This is a genomic window from Paenibacillus sp. NMA1017 (assembly GCF_058895805.1).
This window is the reverse complement of sequence record NZ_JBZXYR010000001.1, coordinates 171785-186166: the sequence shown is the minus strand read 5'-3', so window position 1 is coordinate 186166 and position 14382 is coordinate 171785. Positions and strand designations below refer to the sequence as shown.

The following is a 14382-nucleotide window of genomic DNA, read 5'->3' as shown; positions in this document are numbered from 1 at the left end:
GTTGCTAAAGGAAGAGCGTGAAATCCAATCTCCAATCTCCAATCTCCAAACCCCAATCAAAATTCTAAATCCTAAATCCTAAATCCTATACTATGAAGAGGTGGTAGCGTTGTTGAACAAACGAAATCCTGTAACTCCTTTTGGCTGGAAAATCAAAGAAAAGCTAGTCGAGAGGCAAATGGATCAGAGAACATTTTGTGATACCTACCATATTCCTGCTAGCCGCTTGTCCAATCTCATTCATGGAACACGCAGGGCCAAAAAATATAGAGAACAAGTATGTCAATTGCTTGGGATCGAAGAATAACCAGCTCTCTCCTACAGGAATACAAGACATCCTAATGATATGTAAGCTACAGTGGCAAAGGACTCCAGGTTTCTTTAATATAGAGTGTACATAGGATGTTTAATACAAGAGTGGAAAGGATCGATGGAAATGTTCTCCAGAATGGCAGAGCAGAAGATTGCCGAGGCGATGGCCAAAGGTGAGTTTGATCATTTACCGGGAGCGGGCAAGCCACTGGTGATCGAGGATTTGTCGCATGTTCCAGAGGAGCTGCGGATGTCGTACAAGCTGTTGAAGAATGCAGGCATTTTACCGGAAGAGCTTCAGCTGCAAAAGGAATGTGTCCAGCTCCGTGATTTGCTTCACGCTTGCCATGAGGCAGGAGAGCAACAGCGGATCAGTCGCAGGCTGACTGAAAAATCACTACGTCTCCGTATGCTGCTGGAGGAAAGAGGGCTGAATACGTCGTCTGTATTTTATGAATATGAGTCCGCTATGCGTAAGCGACTGGAGGAATAGAAGCGAGAGGAGCAAAGGGCGAATGCCCCTGCCCGTACACTTTAATCTCCGTGCTTTACCTCATTATCGTTGCAGTGCAGATAATCTCGTGAGGCATTGTTTCGTCAGGATGACGGATTCTTTGGGCAGTTTGTCCAAATGAAAGGCATCGATTAAATCCACAGCCTTCACAGGCTCAGGTGAATCTAGCAGCCCGGAAAAATAGGCGAGCCAGCCAATGACTGCTTCCGGTGTGACCCCTTGTCGACGCATGGCTCGGAGTGCTACGCCACCGTGTCGTTTGGCCAGCCTTCGCCCATCAGGGCCTAGGACAAGGGGAACGTGTGCGAAATGTGGCGGCTGCAACCCCAAAGCTTGGTACAGCAATAGCTGACGGGGAGTCGAATCGAGAAGATCATACCCGCGGAGTACGTCGGTCATATGCATATCCGCATCATCGACAACGACAGCCAGCTGATAGGAAAACATGCCGTCGGCCCGTTTGACGATAAAATCGCCACCCTCTGCCGCACCGAAGGCCACATGACCTGCTACCTGATCATGAAACGAAATAACGGCATCTGGATGTTGCGGTACTTTAAAGCGAAGTGAAGGGAGTTTATATTGTCCTTTGGCTACGGCATCTTGAGAGCTAAGGCTACGACATGCCCCCGAATACGCAGGCCCTTCACCAGACAGTCCATGCGGAGCATGGGCGGCGGCCAGAATGTCGGCCCGACTGCAAAAACAAGGATACAGTAAATCTTGCCTCTGTAGTTTCTCCAATGCAGACTGGTAGCGTTCCAGCCGCTGGCTTTGAGTGTAGGGGCCGTAGGGACCGCTTACGTCGGGTCCTTCGTCCCAGTCCAGACCGATCCAGCGCAAATCTTCCATAATCCCTTGCGCCAACTGGCTGCGAGCTCGCTTCATATCAATATCTTCCATACGCAAAATATAGGTTCCACCCAGGGAGCGAACGTGCAGCCAGGATAATAAGGCAGTACGAGCGTTTCCTAAGTGTATCCATCCCGATGGTGTTGGGGCAAATCGCCCTCTGATGGGTTGGGCCTGTAATTCCATACGAAAGTGACCTCGATTCTATATTCCGTCCTTCAGCAATCCATATCAACCATATTATAAAACGATCTTGCCGCGAGTGCATCCCGACAGGTATAGGAGCTAACACAGGAAACTTACATAGCCGCGATGGCCAGACGGGAAATTTAAATATCTGTATAATAGATTTAGAAGAATTATGCACTATAGACCGAAGAGAAGTCCCAGAGGTGGCAGCATACCTTTTCTATTCAAGATTCGATAATTACAGGTAATGAAAAATTCACAATAACAAAGGAATTAAAACTTAGATTCTACGCATCAAGCGTATCATTGGAGAGATTTCATTGACAGATAAACAACTGCCTATTATGCAAGTGATCCCCGAGCTTAAACATACACTGCAATCCCATTCGGCGGCGGTACTGATTGCACAGCCGGGAGCGGGGAAAACGACGGTGACACCGCTGGAGCTACTGCATGAGCCGTGGCTGGCAGGGCAAAAAATGATGATGTTGGAGCCGAGGCGTTTGGCAGCACGTGCAGCAGCAGCGCAAATGGCAAAAGCGCTCGGAGAGCCCACCGGGAAGACCGTGGGTTACCGGGTTCGTATGGATACAAAAGTAGGGCCAAACACACGGATTGAAGTGGTTACGGAAGGTGTACTGACCCGGATGCTGCAACATGATCAGGCGTTGGAGGGAGTCGGGCTGATTATTTTTGATGAGTTTCATGAACGCAGCCTGCATGCAGACTTGGGATTGGCACTTGCTCTACAAAGCCAGGCGTTGCTGCGACCGGATTTGAAGATATTGATCATGTCTGCCACCCTGGAGGCAGAGCCTGTATGCAGACTATTAGGGGATGCGCCATTGCTGGAATGTCCAGGCACTGTATTTCCGGTAGAAACCTTTCATATGTCCAAACCTTCGTCAACTTCATTAGAGTCCTTTACGGTTGAGACGGTAGAAAAGGCACTTCATACTCATGAAGGTGATCTGCTGGTGTTTTTACCAGGGGCTAGAGAAATTCACAGAACGGAACGAGAATTGGCTTCAAAGCATTTACCAGCACATGTCAAGGTCATTCCGCTGTATGGGAGCATGAAGCTGGAGCAGCAGGATGAGGCAATACGCTCGTCGGCTTCTGGCAGTCGAAAAGTGGTATTGTCCACCTCGATTGCCGAGTCCAGTTTGACCATCGCCGGAATCACGGTGGTGATCGACAGCGGACTGTCGCGAGAGTCGGTATTTTCCGCGCGGACCGGTATGAGCCGTTTGACCACGGTCAAGGTGTCCAAGGCCTCCGCCGACCAGCGGCGTGGACGGGCGGGCCGCCTCCAGCCGGGCGTATGCTACCGGCTGTGGAGCGCGCAGGAGCATGCCGTGCTCCCCGATGCCAGTCGCCCGGAAATCGCGGCGGCGGATCTGGTCCCGCTCGCGCTAGAGCTGGCGGCCTGGGGAGTGCGCGAGCCCGCCGAGCTGGCCTGGCTGGATGCCCCGCCTGAGGCCGCGTACCGCCAGGCTACAGGTCTGCTGCACCAGCTCGGCTGCCTGGATGAAGCAGCCGATGGCACTACAGGCGGCATCACCGCGCATGGGCGCGAGGTGTCCGCCCTGGGCACACACCCGCGCCTCGGGCACATGCTGTTGCGCGCAGCCGCCCTCGGCCTGGCACCGACTGCCAGCCGTCTGGCGGCGCTGCTGCAAGAGCGGGACCCGTTCCGCGCCCATGGCGGAACGGATTTGCGCCCGCGGCTGGATGCCCTGCGCGAGGCGACCCATGCCCGCAGCACGCACAGCCTGCTGCGGACGGCAGACGATACGGTGATTCGCCGTATCGTGCAAGAGAGCCGGCAGCTGCTAGCCACGCTGCCGACAGCAGCCGCAGCGCAGGACGAGCCTGACGGCTCCGCGGCTTGTGGGCTGCTGCTGGCCTTTGCGTATCCAGATCGGATCGCGCAGGGCCGGGGGGATGGCCGCTTTTTGCTTAGCGGCGGCCGGGGGGCGCGACTCCGACAAGTGGAGTGGATGTCGCGTTCGTCCTATCTCGTCGCCGCCGAAGTGGACGACGAGGGAGCAGATGGCGCCATTCAGTTGGCGGCCCCGGTTGAACTGCAAGAGCTGATCCAGCATTGTAGCGATTTGCTGCTGGAACAAGCCAACGTATACTGGGATAGCTCCGCCTCAGCAGTGAGAGCCCGCAAGGTACTCCGGCTGGGCTCACTCGTCTTAAAGGAAACGTCCTATGATCGACCTCCGACAGAGGAGGTTGCTGCCGCCTTGATGCAGGGTGTCCGTGAACGCGGTCTGAAGCTACTGTCATGGAATCGGCAAACCCTCCAGTTGCAGGCGCGTTTGATTTTTATGCACTTCTCGGCGCCTGAGGACTGGCCGGACTGCACGGAATCGGCATTGCTGGATTCACTGGAATCGTGGCTGTTGCCTTTTGCTCTAGGAGCCAAAAATGTATCCGATTTGCAACGGCTGGACAGTGCTGCATTGCTGCTGGGCAGGCTGGGTTGGGAACAGCGGCAGCAGCTTGAACAGGAAGCGCCGACGCATATCCGTGTACCCAGCGGTTCCCGCATTCCTGTCGATTATTCGAATCCTAAGGCGCCAGCGCTGGCTGTACGACTACAAGAGCTGTTCGGCATGAGGGATACGCCTCGTATTGGACGCGGACGTGTGCCGATTGTATTGCATTTACTGTCACCTGCCCAGCGACCTGTCCAAGTGACTTCCGACTTGTCCAGCTTCTGGCGCGAGGCTTATTTTGAAGTCAAAAAGGACCTGAAAGGCAGGTATCCCAAGCATTATTGGCCGGATGATCCACTGGAAGCTGTGGCGACCAACAGAGCAAAGCCCAAGCGTTGACCAGCAGCTGTCTTATTATGCGACAGAACGGTGTGAGAAGTAGTAAGCTGAATTCAAAAAATTCACATAAAAACGGAGTAGGCAGAATGGTGCTGTACAAGCGGAAGCGGTCGCCTTTGTCCCCAGGTTTCTACTCTTGCACGTTCGTTCAGGAAATCTGGGGACAACAGCGATGGGAAGCACCATCTGACTGCGCAGTGGCTCCATATGTAACTTTTATAGAATGGTTTCAAATTGAAGGGTATCGACTTTTGAATTTTCGTAAAATCGTTTAAACGTCATAATAGCGGGGTAATGAAAAACGAACCACTCAACACTAAAATATTGGGAGGTAACTATCATGGCTAATAACTTAAACGATTATAATGAAAAGAAAATTGTTGGTGTTTTTGATACAGAGCAGGAAGCATCTCGTGCGATAGGACAATTGCAGAGCAAAGGAATCCCAAGCAGTGAAATTTCTGTGATCACACGTGACCGTGACGAGCTGAGGGCGATCAGTGAAGAGACAGGCACCAAAGCACCGGAGGGTGTAGCGACAGGTGCAGCTACAGGTGGTGTTGTGGGCGGTGTCGCTGGCTTGCTGGCAGGCATCGGAGCCTTGGCTATTCCGGGTATCGGACCTATTCTCGCCGCTGGACCTATCGCGGCCACCCTTACCGGAGCAGCTGTTGGAGCGGGAGCAGGTGGCTTGGTCGGTGGACTGGTCGGGCTGGGTATTCCAGAAGATGATGCACGTCAATACGAGACATACGTCGATCAGGGCAAGATTTTAGTGCTGGTGGATTCCGCTGACCATCACAGGGATGTTTATGATATTTTCCGCACCAACCGTTCGCTGAATGCGGATCGTTACAGAACGTATGATGATACAGTAGCGGATACGCGGACAGATGCGTACACAGATACTAGAAGGAACCTGTAAGCAACACATGGCTAGTTAAGAACGTGATTTAGCAGGCTTTCCTATCTCCTTTGTATATAGGTTGTTTCTACAGCAGCAGTCTCTCCGAGAGGGAGGACTGCTGCTTTTACATATGGTTACTCATTGATAAACTTGAGATCAATGATGCTTGGCTTGCTGTTGGCACGTTTATCCTTCTATATATTTTTACAGAATTGTCGTTATAATAGATTTATAAATTGCTAGATGCAACAGGAGAGTGACATGAGTCAAAAAGAGAGAATTTCGGAAGTTGCTTTGCTGAGAGGATTGGCTTTTGCAGCCGTCGTTCTTCAGCATTCCGTCGCACATTATGCGGTTGCGCAGGGGGCGCGCATCCAGGACGGGGTTTTGATGACACTTTTACTGCTGTGTTCCAAATTTGCAGTGCCTGTATTTGTTTTTATTACAGGAATGGTGCTATTTTACAATTATGATGGAGCCTTAAAGTACGGAACGTTTTTACGTAAAAGATTCATGGACATCATCGTTCCTTATATCATATGGTCTCTTTTATACGAATTGGGAAATCAGCTTACCCAAAGTGGTGGATATATTCACCCGCTGGATTTTTTCCAGAAGCTGTTGAATGGGAAAAGCAGCTATCATTTATGGTACATCGTAATGATTATCCAATGTTATGTGTTATTTCCCGTGTTTCGTTATGCGGTCCGTCATTTGTCTGCGTTACTGCCGTCAAAATGGCGACCCGCTGCATTGGCTGGATTCGGCGTACTATATATTTTGCTCATGTTCGCCGTTGGACCCGTATACCAAGTGATGGATAAGCTCCAGCTTCCGGTCATTACCTCTTGGTTTACCCTGTACGCTGACCGGAACGTGATCTACTTTTTCTTTTATTTTGTGCTGGGAGCGGCAGCCGGGATGAACGTCAAGCGTTGGAATGCTTGGGTAACCAAAGCACAGATGATATACTGGCCGTTGTTTATCCTGATTACAGGCTACTTACTGTATGAGATGATCGGTCAGTTCCAGACGCCACGAGGTACAGTTCTTTCCTTTAACTATTTGTCTCTGCTGCGTCCGGTCATGGCTGTATATTGCGTCGCGTCTATTTTTGTAGCTTATCGGGTAGCGACGTGGATTGCTCATAAGGGGGGACGTGCGGCGAGTATGCTGACCGCCATCGGAACGTTGTCCTATGGAGCGTATCTCATGCATGCCTTTATGCTGCGTGTGACCTATTATTTTGACGAGACGTTGTTTGCAGACTGGAGCCACGTTCTTCGTACGCTGGCTTCATTCGTTCTCTGTATGATCTTTTCCGTTGCCGGAACATGGCTGCTGGCACGTTTGCCTCTAGGCAAATGGATCGTGGGGCTCCGGGTTCGTCCTCGCCCGACTGGAAGTCCGCCAGCCGTACAAAAGCAAGCTTGATTTGATAATCCGATCATATATGTTCACAAGAGTATCCCAAAGCCAAGAGATAAGGCCAAGGGATACTTTTCTATCTACATTTGTTTAATAGTATACATACTGATAGACTGGATGTTCCTTTACCAGTAAGGTGAAGAACATCCATATGGGAGGGTCGCAAAATGAGTGGTCCAGATACAAGAAGCGTTTTTCCGATGAAAAATATTAGAAGTCTGTGTTTTTTGAACAATATAGTGGTTAATCCATATATCGAAATCGGGGATTATACCTATTATGACGATGATAACCCTTTGGATTTTGAGAAAAATGTCCTTTATCATTTTGATTTTATAGGAGACAAATTAAAGATTGGTAAGTTTTGCGCGATTGCAGCCAAAGCCAAATTTATTATGAATGGCGCTAATCATAATACCAATGCATTTACCACTTTTCCTTTTGGAGCGTTTGGCGGAGATTGGGAAGTTGGTTTACCCAATTTAAGTGGGGGCTACAAAGGGGACACTGTGGTTGGAAATGATGTCTGGATTGGCTACAATGCTACCGTTATGCCTGGAGTTCAAATTGGTGATGGCGCGATCATTGCGTCCAATGCCGTGGTGACTAAAGATGTTCTGCCATATTCCATTGTAGGAGGAAATCCCGCGAAGTTAATTCGTTATCGGTTTGATAAGGAAACTATAGCTATGCTCCAAACCCTGAAATGGTGGGACTGGGACATCCAAAAAATAACAGAATATATTCCTGTTTTGACAAGTAACGATACAGAGGCCTTAAAACAATTAATCCAGTCTTCGTAATCTATAACTCTATTTTTTAGTATTAGTTACATTCTTTCAACATATGAAAAATTCATAATAGCAAACCATAAAATCATTTTTAGCGCTTCGCACACTACTCTATATCGCCTCATTCTATACCTCTCGCCATCTTAAAACAGGTCACAAGGGATGGAGAGTTCTCATAAACTCTTATCTCATCAAAGGAAATAGTGTATGGACGCAGAGTGGTTTATAATGGAAGATAAGGTGCACGAATAAGGTGTGGAGGAGGCTGTGAAATGGCGTTTATGATATCCCAGCGGGCTTTTATCAAAATTTATCTGATCACAATGGTGGAGAGGCATCGCGGTTATGGATATCAGATGCTCGAATCGATGAAGGATGAGTTTAGTGGCTTTGGATATGTTCCACCTCAGAGCGAGGTATACCGGGCGTTGCATGAGCTGGTACAGGAAGGTGTTTTTTACCGTACCAAGCGATTGAAAGGAACAGACCCGCGCGTGGATTTTCAGGAGATTGTACTCTATCACTTTACAGATGATGGGGAGGAGAAAGCCCGACTGTACAAGAAGCAGGTCAAAGCCGATTTGGACCGTTGCTTAGGTATGCTGCATAAAGCGGAACAAGACAACTATTCCTAACACGAAAGGATGAGAATGATGGGTAGAAAGCTGAAATGGGGAATTTTAGGCACTGCGGAGATCGCTCAAATCGCTGTAATTCCTGCGATTCAGCAATCCGAACGCGGAGAAGTGCTTGGGATTGCTAGTCGTAATGCGGATAAAGCCGCTGAGGCCGCCCGGGAGTTCGATATTCCGAAAAGTTATGGAAGCTATGATGAACTGTTGGCTGATCCCGAAATCGGAGCGGTGTACATTCCGTTGCCGAACCATCTGCATGAAGAGTGGACCATTCGGGCGGCGGAGGCTGGGAAGCACGTTTTGTGTGAAAAACCATCTTCTCTTAGCTCGGCCGGGACAAGCCGCATGATTGAAGCATGTCAACGTGCAGGAGTGATCTTTGCAGAGGCTTTTATGTATCGCTATCATCCCAAACATCGAAGAATTAAGGAAATTATCAATAGTGGGGAAATTGGTGACATTCGCGGCATTCATTGCACGTTTACGTTTAACAATACCGATCAGGCAGATAATGTGCGCTTTAATAAAAACATGGGCGGTGGCTCGCTATATGATGTGGGCGTCTATCCGATATCAGCCGCTCGTATGTATTTGGATCGGGAGCCGGAGGCAGTGACGGTACATGCCTTATTTTCCCCAGAGCATGACAATGTCGATATGATGGCTTCCGGCTTGCTGGAATTTCCGGGTGGAGTCAACCTTACTTTCGATTGTGGCATGTGGGCAGCCAACCGTTCCAATATGGAAATTCTCGGTAGCAAGGGTACGATTGCGATGCCCAAAATGTTCGGTTGGGAAAGAACGTCTGTTGTACCACAAATTTTCGTCCACGTCGGTTCGGTCACGCGTGAGGAACGTCTGAAAGGTTTTAATTCCTTTGAACTGCAAGCGGATGCTTTTGCAAAAGCAGTGCTTGACGGTGTCCCGTTGCCGTATGAGCCAGAAGATGCGGTGAGCAATATGAAGGTGATCGACGCTTGTATTGAGTCAGCTCGCAGTCGGAAACGGATAGAAATTGGATAAACGGGATCACCGTATTCCCGTAAAGACATAAAAAGCAGCCTGTCCTTTGGACAAGCTGCTTTTTATGATGAACGAATACATAAGCATGTAGTACTACATATTTTTATCATAATCTGTGATATCACGCTTGGCGGCAGTTGCAGGCGAGTTCGATGTACCGTATTTTTCTACGGCGTCCCATGCGCCCGCATCGTCAAATTGTCCTGCATTCCGTTGGCGAACCTCACCTACACCCTTGGGTGGCGGAGTCATGACCTGTTCCTCTACCGGGCGGTCATTCGATAATTTTCGATTTGGAGTGTGCTCGACGGTATAGGCTGTATATGGAATGGCTTGCAACCGTTCAAAAGGGATTTCTTTCCCGCTCTCCACACATATTCCGTACGTCCCATCCTTCATCCGTTGAAGGGCTGCATTGATCTGCTCCAGCTCGTTTTGTAGCGAATCATTAATCGCCAGATCACGGGACCGTTCAAAGGTTTCTGTCCCTATATCAGCGGGGTGGTTGTCATAGGATGAGAGCTCACCTGTAGAATCTGTCAGTGTTTCTCCCAATGTAGCGTTTTCCTGACCGTTTTGTTCAAAATGCTTTTCTAAATCCTTTTTCTGCTCCAATAACATATGTTTCAGCTCTGCAAGCTGCGAATCGTTCAAGTGGTTCATGATCATCTCTCCCCTTCGTGGTCTGGATAAGTGACACGTATGCTCTTTTATACCCGTTCATAGGGCCAGGCAATCAGCAGAGACTTTTATTCCCAGCCTAGAATGTGATATAAAAAGAATAGTGTGTTAAGGAGGGAATAACCGATGGATGAACATATGAAGCGTCGTCTGGATAAGCAAAAGCAGTTGTTTAAACAACTGGGCATTCAGCTGGACGCGCTCTCCATTCATGAGAAACAGTTTAAGAATAAAATGCGCGGCTATGATCCAGACGAGGTGGATGCCTTTCTGGATGAAGTGATCAAGGATTATGAACGCTTTTATGCGAATATAGCCGACCTGATGGACAAGTGGCAGGAGCAGCAGGCAACCATACGTGATTTGAAAAATGCACCCAAGCCTGCGGCTGACCTTAATGGACTGGACCGTCGTCAACTGGAGGATATCGTTAAGCAGTTGGAATATAGTGTACGCCAATTAAAAGTGCGAGTACGTCCTGAAAATGACTATTTTCCGGAGTAAGGTGCAGTAAGCACTGTGTTGGTGCCTCTATTGTGGTATGATGGAAACAAGCATTTTACCAAACATTTAATGAGGCACACACATAAAGGTGGTTAACATGAGTACCCATTTTTCCGTTAGTATCCATTGTCTGCTTCTTCTGGCTGAAGGGGCACCGGAGCGAATGACATCGTCACTTATTGCTTCCAGCATCAATACAAACCCGGTAGTTGTGAGAAGGATTATGAGCCGACTCAAGCAAGCGGGTTTGGTTGATTCATCGCCTGGAGCACGTGGCTTTCGTCTAAGCATGTCTAGTTCAAACATCAATCTGAAAATGATCTATGAGGCGACCAAGGATGAAGGTCCGTTGTTCGCCATCCATACCGATAGCAATCATAATTGTGAGGTAGGCAGGAACATAGACGCATTGTTGGATGGTTTATATACCGTGGCAGAGCAGAAAATACAGGCGTTTTTCGAGACCGTTACGCTGCGAGATCTGGAGCAGGCACTTCAGCAGCGCGTGGGGCAACAAAGTTCATCTGTGTAAAGACGCTGGTAAGGAGAAATTGATATGAAAATCATCGTACTTTCAGACACTCATATGCCGCATAGAAGCAAAACGTTGCCTAGTCGGCTTGTACAGGAGTTAAAAGGCAGTGACCTCATTCTCCATGCCGGAGACTGGACGGATTGGTTCGTATATGAACGTCTAGCTGAATTTGCGCCTGTGCAAGGCATTGCCGGAAACAATGATGGAATGGACATCGTGGAGCGTCTAGGCTATCAGCGAATTGTTGAAGCCCAAGGCAAGCGGATCGGCATGGTTCACGGTCACGGCTGGCTAGGTTCGACAGAAAATATCGCATTGAATACGTTTAAGGGAGAAACGCTGGATTGCCTGATTTATGGACATTCGCATATTCCGGTGGTCAAAACGATTGACGGTCAGCTTGTCCTTAATCCGGGGTCTCCGACGGACAAACGCGGCGAAGACGAATATTCATTTATCGTGCTGACGATTGAAGCTGATCAGATGGAAGCACAGCTTGTTCTTTATCCAGATAAACATTGATTTAAAACTAACAACTGTTGATTAAAGGGGAAGCTATGGCTATTTTTGAATTAGAACCGATGAAGCATCATGTGTTGATCTGCAATGGAGGCACATGTATGCGACATGAGGGCGAAGAAGTTACACAGGCAATTCGGGATGAAATTCGTAAACAAAATGCAGAAGCATATATTCATACGACCAGAACTCGCTGTAATGGTCGTTGTCATGATGCTGCGGTTGTGATCGTATATCCTCAAGGGGACTGGTATGGTCAAATGACCCCCGACTCGGGGACTCAACTGGTGCAGAAGCTCGTAACGGGTGAGAAGCTGGAACCTCATCTTTTTCATGAGTGTACAGGTCCATCCAGCTCGAAATAATCCAATCAACCCTCTATAAGTACATGAGTAGAGAAAATCTTTTCGGAGATTTTCTCTTTTTTGCGTTTAATCCCCGATGTGAAAGGTAAAAGTATACTGTGGACACCAATCCGATAGGGAGGGAAGTAAAATGGCCTCATTTGAAGATAACCTGCACGATCAGAATGAGCAGAAAGGACAGACGGGGAAAGGAACAACGGAGTCTAAACATCAGGAACACTCGCTCAATCGAGATCATGCAGAGCAGTATCCGACAGAGCAAGAAAGCTTGTTCGACCGTTTTGAAATTGAGCAGACGGTAGACGCCATTCCCGTAGAGGATTTGAAGATGGAAAGACAAGAGGAGAGAGACAAGGATACAACCAAGCATACCTCTTCCAGTGAGAAAAAATATAATGGCGGCGTATAATTTTCGACTAACTGGTAATATTTAAAAAGAAATCTCTTGACTTTAAGATATATGTAATGTATATTAAGTTACGAAAAGTAATTAATTTTTCTCAGGAGGTAACAAAATGGCTAAAGATTTCTTCACAGCTCTGAAAGACAGACGCTCCTATTATGGTATTAGCAAAGAACAGGTCATTTCTGACCAACGGATTCAAGAGATTGTAGAGGAAGCTGTTAAGTACACACCTACCTCTTTCAACTCCCAAACTTCACGTGCTGTAGTGTTGCTCGGAGAGCATCATGATAAACTGTGGAATATTACAGAAGATATTTTGCGTGAGGTTGTAGGCAATGAGGAGCAATTCAAGTCTACTGCCGAGAAAATGAACGGTTTCCGCAGCGGATACGGAACAGTCTTGTTCTTTGAAGACAATAACGTGGTGGCTGGTCTGCAACAACAATTTGAAGCCTATGCAGACAATTTTCCAATCTGGTCCAACCAATCTAATGGTATGCTGCAATTGGTAGTATGGACGGCTCTGGAGCAAGAAGGATTGGGAGCATCCCTTCAGCATTACAACCCATTGATTGATGAAAAAGTGAAAAACGAATGGAACATTCCTGAGCATTGGAAACTGATTGCTGAAATGCCATTTGGTAAACCGACATTCCAACCAGGTGAGAAAGAATTCCAGCCTGTTGAGGAACGCGTAAAAACATTTAAATAATGTTCACGATAAAATAACGTTTCAGGTTCAGCCTGATTAGAGCACTGTGGTTATCTACAGTGCTCTTTGCCATTCCATTTTTAAGCCATGTAAGCTTTGATATATATGGACAAGGGGTTAATTCATCCGTTAGTGGGTGATATTATGTTTAAAATTGGATGAGAAGTTTACATAGGTGTTATTGCGGTTTTATGCAGATGTCTAGGATAACGCGCATTCAAAGGAGGAAAAGTGATGAACTATGATTGCATTATTGTTGGTGGGGGAATTGCTGGATTGCAAGCAGCGATTCAATTGGGGAGATACAGCAGTCATCGGGTGCTGGTTATAGATTCGGGCTATGGCCGATCTACGCTGTGCCATCAGTATCATAATATTTTGGGCTTTCCTGACGGAATTTCTGGTGAAGAACTGCGACGGCTTGGACGTAGTGAAGCCACGAAGCTAGGCACTGAATTTGTTGATGGCAAGGCGGTAAAAGCAACCAAGAGAGATGAGCTTTTTGACATTGAAGTGGACGCAGGGTCAGTATATACGTCAAAAACGCTGTTATTGGCCACAGGGCTAACGGATCGTTTTCCAAAGCTGGATGGGTTACAAGCCTGCTTGGGCAACAGTGTATATGTGTGCCCAGACTGTGACGGTTATGAGGTTCAGGATCGCAGCACAGTCGTTATGGGGGCAGGCAAAGCAGGAGCTTCTATGGCTCTAATTTTATCAGCGCGCACTGATCAACTTGTATATGTCAATCATGAGCGTTCAGAGGTGCCGGACGAGCTGATCGTAAAGCTGCAGGAAAAAGGGATTGGCTATAAGGAAGCAGCCATTTCTGAGATTTTAACCGGAGAACCGGGCTGTTTTGAAGGAGTGCGGCTGGCTGATGGACAAGTGGTTCGAGCAGAGCGGGGCTTTTTAGCTTTTGGCAGCAATCATGTTCATTCAGAGCTGGCAGAGCAACTGGGTGTACATCTGCTGCATAATAAGCACATTGAAACTCATCCTCGCAGCAAAATGACAAATGTGGAAAATGTATGGGTAGCCGGGGACTTAGGAGCACATGCCGAGCAAGCGACTGTGGCGATGGGAGAAGGAGCCATGTCAGGGATTTGGATACACAAGGTGTTAACTGGTATGAAAACAAAAGTACCGCAGCTCTGAGA

The 14382-nt window shown here is 48.0% G+C and carries 17 protein-coding genes; 15 read left to right on the top strand and 2 right to left on the bottom strand.

Annotated elements, in window-relative coordinates:
* Nucleotides 1-112 precede the first annotated feature (112 nt).
* Both AC5ELV_RS00860 and AC5ELV_RS00855 read left to right on the top strand, forming a co-directional pair.
* The gene (locus AC5ELV_RS00860) at nt 113-307 is read left to right on the top strand and encodes an XRE family transcriptional regulator (protein WP_493428795.1); all 195 of its coding nucleotides are present in this window, start codon (nt 113-115) and stop codon (nt 305-307) included.
* 123 nt (nt 308-430) lie between these two features.
* Entirely contained in the window at nt 431-805 is a 375-nt protein-coding gene (locus AC5ELV_RS00855) for a DnaJ family domain-containing protein (protein WP_053325287.1), read from the top strand.
* A gap of 63 nt (nt 806-868) precedes the next feature.
* Here AC5ELV_RS00855 and gluQRS read toward each other — a convergent pair whose 3' ends face one another.
* Complete coding sequence (gene gluQRS / locus AC5ELV_RS00850) at nt 869-1864, bottom strand: tRNA glutamyl-Q(34) synthetase GluQRS (RefSeq protein ID WP_493428794.1); 996 nt, start codon at nt 1862-1864, stop codon at nt 869-871.
* A gap of 323 nt (nt 1865-2187) precedes the next feature.
* Between gluQRS and hrpB the strand changes: the two genes are divergently transcribed.
* The 6 genes from hrpB (at nt 2188) to AC5ELV_RS00820 (ending at nt 9500) form a co-directional block, all read left to right on the top strand.
* A complete protein-coding gene (hrpB, locus tag AC5ELV_RS00845) occupies nt 2188-4716 on the top strand; it encodes an ATP-dependent helicase HrpB (RefSeq protein WP_493428793.1) in 2529 nt (842 codons plus the stop codon).
* 340 nt (nt 4717-5056) lie between these two features.
* Nucleotides 5057-5641, top strand: a complete 585-nt coding sequence (locus tag AC5ELV_RS00840; RefSeq protein ID WP_493428792.1) for a general stress protein — start codon at nt 5057-5059, stop codon at nt 5639-5641.
* A 243-nt stretch (nt 5642-5884) separates the two neighbouring features.
* The gene (locus AC5ELV_RS00835) at nt 5885-7057 is read left to right on the top strand and encodes an acyltransferase (RefSeq protein WP_493428791.1); all 1173 of its coding nucleotides are present in this window, start codon (nt 5885-5887) and stop codon (nt 7055-7057) included.
* A gap of 161 nt (nt 7058-7218) precedes the next feature.
* On the top strand, nt 7219-7854 hold the full coding sequence (locus tag AC5ELV_RS00830; RefSeq protein ID WP_493428790.1) for a CatB-related O-acetyltransferase: 636 nt from the start codon (nt 7219-7221) through the stop codon (nt 7852-7854).
* Nucleotides 7855-8114: 260 nt separating this feature from the next.
* Complete coding sequence (locus AC5ELV_RS00825) at nt 8115-8477, top strand: replication termination protein (RefSeq protein ID WP_013310011.1); 363 nt, start codon at nt 8115-8117, stop codon at nt 8475-8477.
* 18 nt (nt 8478-8495) lie between these two features.
* The gene (locus tag AC5ELV_RS00820) at nt 8496-9500 is read left to right on the top strand and encodes a Gfo/Idh/MocA family protein (RefSeq protein ID WP_061830313.1); all 1005 of its coding nucleotides are present in this window, start codon (nt 8496-8498) and stop codon (nt 9498-9500) included.
* A 93-nt stretch (nt 9501-9593) separates the two neighbouring features.
* Here the strand turns inward: AC5ELV_RS00820 and AC5ELV_RS00815 are convergent, their stop codons facing one another.
* Nucleotides 9594-10163 carry a TraR/DksA C4-type zinc finger protein gene (locus tag AC5ELV_RS00815; RefSeq protein ID WP_493428789.1) on the bottom strand — a complete coding sequence of 190 codons (570 nt, stop codon included), beginning with the start codon at nt 10161-10163 and terminating at the stop codon, nt 9594-9596.
* 144 nt (nt 10164-10307) lie between these two features.
* On the opposite strand from AC5ELV_RS00815, the gene AC5ELV_RS00810 reads away from it, so the two are divergent.
* The 7 genes from AC5ELV_RS00810 to AC5ELV_RS00780 all read left to right on the top strand — a co-directional run bounded on the left by AC5ELV_RS00810 (nt 10308) and on the right by AC5ELV_RS00780 (nt 14380).
* Nucleotides 10308-10685 (top strand): DivIVA domain-containing protein, encoded by a 378-nt coding sequence (locus AC5ELV_RS00810; RefSeq protein WP_023988297.1) that lies wholly within the window; start codon nt 10308-10310, stop codon nt 10683-10685.
* A gap of 97 nt (nt 10686-10782) precedes the next feature.
* A complete protein-coding gene (locus tag AC5ELV_RS00805; RefSeq protein WP_013310015.1) occupies nt 10783-11217 on the top strand; it encodes an Rrf2 family transcriptional regulator in 435 nt (144 codons plus the stop codon).
* A gap of 24 nt (nt 11218-11241) precedes the next feature.
* Complete coding sequence (locus AC5ELV_RS00800) at nt 11242-11742, top strand: metallophosphoesterase family protein (RefSeq protein WP_493428788.1); 501 nt, start codon at nt 11242-11244, stop codon at nt 11740-11742.
* A 35-nt stretch (nt 11743-11777) separates the two neighbouring features.
* Nucleotides 11778-12104, top strand: a complete 327-nt coding sequence (locus tag AC5ELV_RS00795; RefSeq protein ID WP_493428787.1) for a (2Fe-2S) ferredoxin domain-containing protein — start codon at nt 11778-11780, stop codon at nt 12102-12104.
* A gap of 130 nt (nt 12105-12234) precedes the next feature.
* Nucleotides 12235-12513 (top strand): YczO family protein, encoded by a 279-nt coding sequence (locus AC5ELV_RS00790; RefSeq protein WP_493428786.1) that lies wholly within the window; start codon nt 12235-12237, stop codon nt 12511-12513.
* Between the two features lie 106 nt (nt 12514-12619).
* Nucleotides 12620-13222, top strand: a complete 603-nt coding sequence (locus AC5ELV_RS00785; RefSeq protein ID WP_025722870.1) for a nitroreductase family protein — start codon at nt 12620-12622, stop codon at nt 13220-13222.
* Between the two features lie 234 nt (nt 13223-13456).
* Nucleotides 13457-14380, top strand: coding sequence for an NAD(P)/FAD-dependent oxidoreductase (locus tag AC5ELV_RS00780; protein WP_493428785.1), 924 nt, complete (start codon nt 13457-13459; stop codon nt 14378-14380).
* Nucleotides 14381-14382: the final 2 nt, after the last annotated feature.

What these genes read in the sequence shown, in the direction of transcription:
- AC5ELV_RS00855 (WP_053325287.1), top strand. Translation starts at nt 431, where the DNA reads ATGGAAATGTTCTCCAGAATGGCAGAGCAGAAGATTGCCGAGGCGATG.
- gluQRS (WP_493428794.1), bottom strand. Translation starts at nt 1,864, where the DNA reads ATGGAATTACAGGCCCAACCCATCAGAGGGCGATTTGCCCCAACACCA.
- AC5ELV_RS00840 (WP_493428792.1), top strand. Translation starts at nt 5,057, where the DNA reads ATGGCTAATAACTTAAACGATTATAATGAAAAGAAAATTGTTGGTGTT.
- AC5ELV_RS00835 (WP_493428791.1), top strand. Translation starts at nt 5,885, where the DNA reads ATGAGTCAAAAAGAGAGAATTTCGGAAGTTGCTTTGCTGAGAGGATTG.
- AC5ELV_RS00830 (WP_493428790.1), top strand. Translation starts at nt 7,219, where the DNA reads ATGAGTGGTCCAGATACAAGAAGCGTTTTTCCGATGAAAAATATTAGA.
- AC5ELV_RS00825 (WP_013310011.1), top strand. Translation starts at nt 8,115, where the DNA reads ATGGCGTTTATGATATCCCAGCGGGCTTTTATCAAAATTTATCTGATC.
- AC5ELV_RS00820 (WP_061830313.1), top strand. Translation starts at nt 8,496, where the DNA reads ATGGGTAGAAAGCTGAAATGGGGAATTTTAGGCACTGCGGAGATCGCT.
- AC5ELV_RS00815 (WP_493428789.1), bottom strand. Translation starts at nt 10,163, where the DNA reads ATGAACCACTTGAACGATTCGCAGCTTGCAGAGCTGAAACATATGTTA.
- AC5ELV_RS00810 (WP_023988297.1), top strand. Translation starts at nt 10,308, where the DNA reads ATGGATGAACATATGAAGCGTCGTCTGGATAAGCAAAAGCAGTTGTTT.
- AC5ELV_RS00805 (WP_013310015.1), top strand. Translation starts at nt 10,783, where the DNA reads ATGAGTACCCATTTTTCCGTTAGTATCCATTGTCTGCTTCTTCTGGCT.
- AC5ELV_RS00800 (WP_493428788.1), top strand. Translation starts at nt 11,242, where the DNA reads ATGAAAATCATCGTACTTTCAGACACTCATATGCCGCATAGAAGCAAA.
- AC5ELV_RS00795 (WP_493428787.1), top strand. Translation starts at nt 11,778, where the DNA reads ATGGCTATTTTTGAATTAGAACCGATGAAGCATCATGTGTTGATCTGC.
- AC5ELV_RS00790 (WP_493428786.1), top strand. Translation starts at nt 12,235, where the DNA reads ATGGCCTCATTTGAAGATAACCTGCACGATCAGAATGAGCAGAAAGGA.
- AC5ELV_RS00785 (WP_025722870.1), top strand. Translation starts at nt 12,620, where the DNA reads ATGGCTAAAGATTTCTTCACAGCTCTGAAAGACAGACGCTCCTATTAT.
- AC5ELV_RS00780 (WP_493428785.1), top strand. Translation starts at nt 13,457, where the DNA reads ATGAACTATGATTGCATTATTGTTGGTGGGGGAATTGCTGGATTGCAA.